General features: G+C 61.3%; 2 protein-coding genes. Both read left to right on the plus strand.

Going from position 1 to position 4305, the window contains the following annotated elements; translation table 11 throughout:
* On the plus strand, positions 1–3781 hold a 3781-nt coding region (gene rpoC / locus ACIQ17_RS31345), incomplete at its 5' end, for a DNA-directed RNA polymerase subunit beta' (protein WP_398473408.1).
* A gap of 274 nt (positions 3782–4055) precedes the next feature.
* The coding region (locus tag ACIQ17_RS31350; RefSeq protein ID WP_398473409.1) for an FAD-dependent oxidoreductase at positions 4056–4305 on the plus strand (250 nt) is incomplete at its 3' end.

Below are 4305 nucleotides of genomic sequence, written 5' to 3' on the forward strand. Positions count from 1 at the left end.
GTATTTCGAATACTACGTCGTTCTCGAGCCGGGTCTCACCGCGCTCAAGGACCGTCAGCTGCTGTCTGAAGACGAGTATCTGAAGGCGCAGGACGAATACGGCCAGGACTCGTTCACCGCCATGATCGGCGCGGAAGCGATCCGCGAGCTGCTGCGTGGCCTCGACCTCGAGAAGCTCGACGTCGAACTGCGTGCCGAGATGAAGGAGACGGAATCCGACATCAAGCACAAGAAGCTCGCCAAGCGCCTGAAGATCGTCGAAGCCTTCCGCTTCTCCGGCAACAAGCCGGAATGGATGATCCTCACCGTCGTGCCGGTGATTCCGCCGGATCTGCGTCCGCTGGTGCCACTCGATGGCGGTCGCTTCGCGACGTCGGACCTCAACGACCTGTATCGCCGCGTCATCAACCGTAACAACCGCTTGAAGCGTCTGATGGAGCTCCGCGCGCCGGACATCATCATCCGCAACGAAAAGCGCATGTTGCAGGAAGCCGTTGACGCGCTGTTCGACAACGGCCGCCGCGGTCGCGTCATCACCGGCGCCAACAAGCGTCCGCTGAAGTCGCTCGCCGACATGCTGAAGGGCAAGCAGGGCCGCTTCCGTCAGAACCTGCTCGGCAAGCGCGTCGACTATTCCGGCCGTTCGGTCATCGTGGTCGGTCCCGAACTGCGCCTGCATCAGTGCGGCCTGCCGAAGAAGATGGCGCTCGAACTGTTCAAGCCGTTCATCTATTCGCGTCTCGACGCCAAGGGTCTGTCCACCACGGTGAAGCAGGCGAAGAAGCTCGTGGAGAAGGAGCGTCCCGAGGTTTGGGACATCCTCGACGAGGTCATTCGCGAGCATCCCGTGCTGCTGAATCGTGCGCCGACGCTGCATCGTCTGGGCATCCAGGCGTTCGAGCCGGTGCTGATCGAAGGCAAGGCGATCCAGCTGCATCCGCTGGTCTGTTCGGCCTTCAACGCCGACTTCGACGGTGACCAGATGGCCGTGCACGTCCCGCTGTCGCTCGAAGCGCAGCTGGAAGCGCGCGTGCTGATGATGTCGACCAACAACATCCTGCATCCCGCGAACGGCCAGCCGATCATCGTGCCGTCGCAGGACATCGTGCTTGGTTTGTACTACCTGTCCACCATGCGCGCCGGCCTGCCGGGCGAGGGCAAGGTGTATCGTGAGATGTCGGAGATCGAGCATGCCCTGCATGCGAAGGTCATCCACCTCCACACGAAGATCAAGTACAGCTGGACCGGTCTCGATGCGGACGGCAAGACCGTCACGCGTCTGATCGAAACGACCGCCGGTCGTGCCATGCTCGGCCAGGTGCTGCCGAAGCATCCGAAGGTGCCTTACGAGACCATCAACAAGTTGATGACGAAGAAGGAAATTTCGGGCGTCATCGATCAGGTCTACCGTCACTGCGGCCAGAAGGAGACGGTGATCTTCTGCGATCGCATCATGGCGCTCGGCTTCTACAACGCCTTCAAGGCCGGCATCTCGTTCGGCAAGGACGACATGGTTGTGCCTGCCACGAAGTGGAAGGTCGTGGACGCCACGCGCGCCTACGCCAAGGACTTCGAGCAGCAGTACAATGACGGCCTGATCACCCACGGTGAGAAGTACAACAAGGTCGTCGACGCCTGGTCGAAGGCATCCGAAGAAGTCGCCAAGGAGATGATGAAGGAAATCTCCTCGGTGAAGACCAATGCGCAGGGTGAAGAAGCCCAGATCAACTCGATCTACATGATGGCGCATTCGGGTGCTCGTGGTTCGCCGGCCCAGATGCGTCAGCTCGGTGGTATGCGCGGCCTCATGGCCAAGCCGTCGGGCGAGATCATCGAAACGCCGATCATCTCGAACTTCAAGGAAGGCCTGTCGGTTCTCGAATACTTCAACTCGACCCACGGCGCCCGTAAGGGCCTCGCGGACACCGCGTTGAAGACCGCGAACTCGGGTTACCTGACCCGTCGTCTGGTCGACGTCGCACAGGACTGCATCATCACGCAGACCGATTGCGGCACCAATCTCGGCATCAAGATGCGCGCCATCGTCGATGCGGGCTCGGTGGTCGCGTCGCTGGCGTCGCGTATTCTCGGCCGCTCGGCCTGCGAAGACATCGTCGATCCCAACAGCGGCGAAGTGCTGATCAAGCGCAACACGCTGATGGAAGAGCGCGACGTGGACCGGCTGCAGAAGGCCGGCATCCAGGAAGTGAAGATCCGTTCGGCCCTGACCTGCGAACTGGTCAACGGCATCTGCGGCACCTGCTACGGCCGCGATCTCGCGCGCGGTACGCCGGTCAACCACGGTGAAGCTGTCGGCGTCATCGCCGCGCAGTCGATCGGTGAGCCGGGTACGCAGCTGACCATGCGTACGTTCCACATCGGCGGCGCCGCTCAGCTCAACGAGCAGTCGGTGATCGAGTCGAACTTCGACGGCAAGGTCACCATCCGCAACGAGGGTCTCGCCAAGAACGGCGAAGGTCACACCGTGGCGATGGTCCGCAACATGGTGATCGCGATCAGCGACACCGACGGCACCGAGCGCGCGACGTATCGTATTCAGTACGGTGCCCGCGTTCACGTGGCCGATGGCGACACCGTCAAGCGTGGCCAGCGCATCACGGAATGGGATCCGTATTCCCGTCCGCTGCTGACGGAAGTCGACGGTACGATCGGCTTCGAGGATCTCGTGGACGGCCAGTCGGTCACCGAAACCCTCGACGAATCGACCGGTATCGCCAAGCGCGTGATCATCGACTGGCGTTCGTCGCGCGCGGGTGCAGACCTGCGTCCGGCCATCGTTGTCAAGGGCTCGGATGGCAAGGTTCTGAAGCTGGCACGCGGTGGCGATGCCCGTTACATGCTCTCGCCTGACGCGATCCTGTCGGTGGACGTCGGTGCCAAGGTCCAGGCCGGTGACATTCTCGCCCGTGTCTCGACCGAAAGCGCGAAGACGCGTGACATCACCGGCGGTCTGCCGCGTGTTGCCGAACTGTTCGAGGCCCGCAAGCCGAAGGACGCGGCGATCATCGCGGAAATCGGCGGCACCATCCGCTTCGGACGCGACTACAAGAACAAGCGTCGCATCTCGATCGAACCGCTCGACAAGCTTGAGGAGACTCGCGAGTACCTCATTCCCAAGGGCAAGCACATCCATCTGCAGGATGGTGATATCGTCGAAAAGGGCGACTTCATCGTCGAAGGCAATCCGGCGCCGCACGACATTCTGGCGATCAAGGGCATCGAGGAACTCGCTGCCTATCTGGTCAACGAAATCCAGGAAGTTTACCGGTTGCAGGGCGTGCTCATCAACGACAAGCACATCGAAGTGATTGTTCGTCAGATGCTGCAGAAGATCGAGGTCACCGATCAGGGCGACACCGACATGATCTCGGGTGAGCAGGTCGACAAGATCGAGTTCAACGCGCTTAACGCGAAGGCAGTCGAGGAAGGCAAGAAGCCGGCAACCGGAAACCCGGTGCTGCTCGGCATCACCAAGGCCTCGCTGCAGACGCGTTCGTTCTTCTCGGCGGCGTCGTTCCAGGAGACCACCCGCGTCCTCACGGAGGCGGCGGTCAACGGCAAGATCGATCCGCTCGAGGGTCTGAAGGAGAACGTCATTGTCGGCCGCCTGATCCCGGCCGGTACCGGCGCCTCCATGGCCAAGATCCGCGAGGTCGCCATGAAGCGCGACACGATGATCCAGGACGAGCGCGAGAAGCAGGCAGCCGTGACGCCTGCTGCTCCGGAAGCTGAGCCGCTGGCTCTGCCGCCCGCCGAGTAAGTCGGACGCGACTGACAAGAATCAAAAGGGCCGGCTTCAAGCCGGCCCTTTTTGCATTGCGGGTTAGCGATTTTTGACCTGCCGCAAAGCACTTGCGGCCTTCGTTCATCTTTCCTTCAGATCGAAAATGGTCTTAGTTGGAATGGTTTAGTGCGATCCGACACGGGCAGGGGGGCAGTTCTGCAGCGGTCCGGATTCCGCCGTAGCGGTGAATGCGCTACAGCGATTCTTGTCGGGGGCGGCCGGCAGGCATTCAAGGCGCGAAAGAATTTAGATGCTTGATCTTGCGATTGTTGGTGGTGGTCCGGGCGGCCTGATGAGCGCCTGGTATCTCAAGAAGAAGCTCGGCGATCTCTGCCGTGTCACCATTTACGAGGCTTCGGACCGTCTTGGCGGCAAGATCGTCACCCGCAAGTTCGATTCATCCGATGCCATGTATGAAGCCGGCGTCGCCGAGATCTATGACTACTCGATGATCGGCCCCGATCCGCTGCGCGAACTGATCCAGCATTTCGGCCTGCAGA

Source organism: Tardiphaga sp. (assembly GCF_044340795.1).
In the GTDB taxonomy this organism is placed as follows: Bacteria; Pseudomonadota; Alphaproteobacteria; order Rhizobiales; family Xanthobacteraceae; genus Tardiphaga.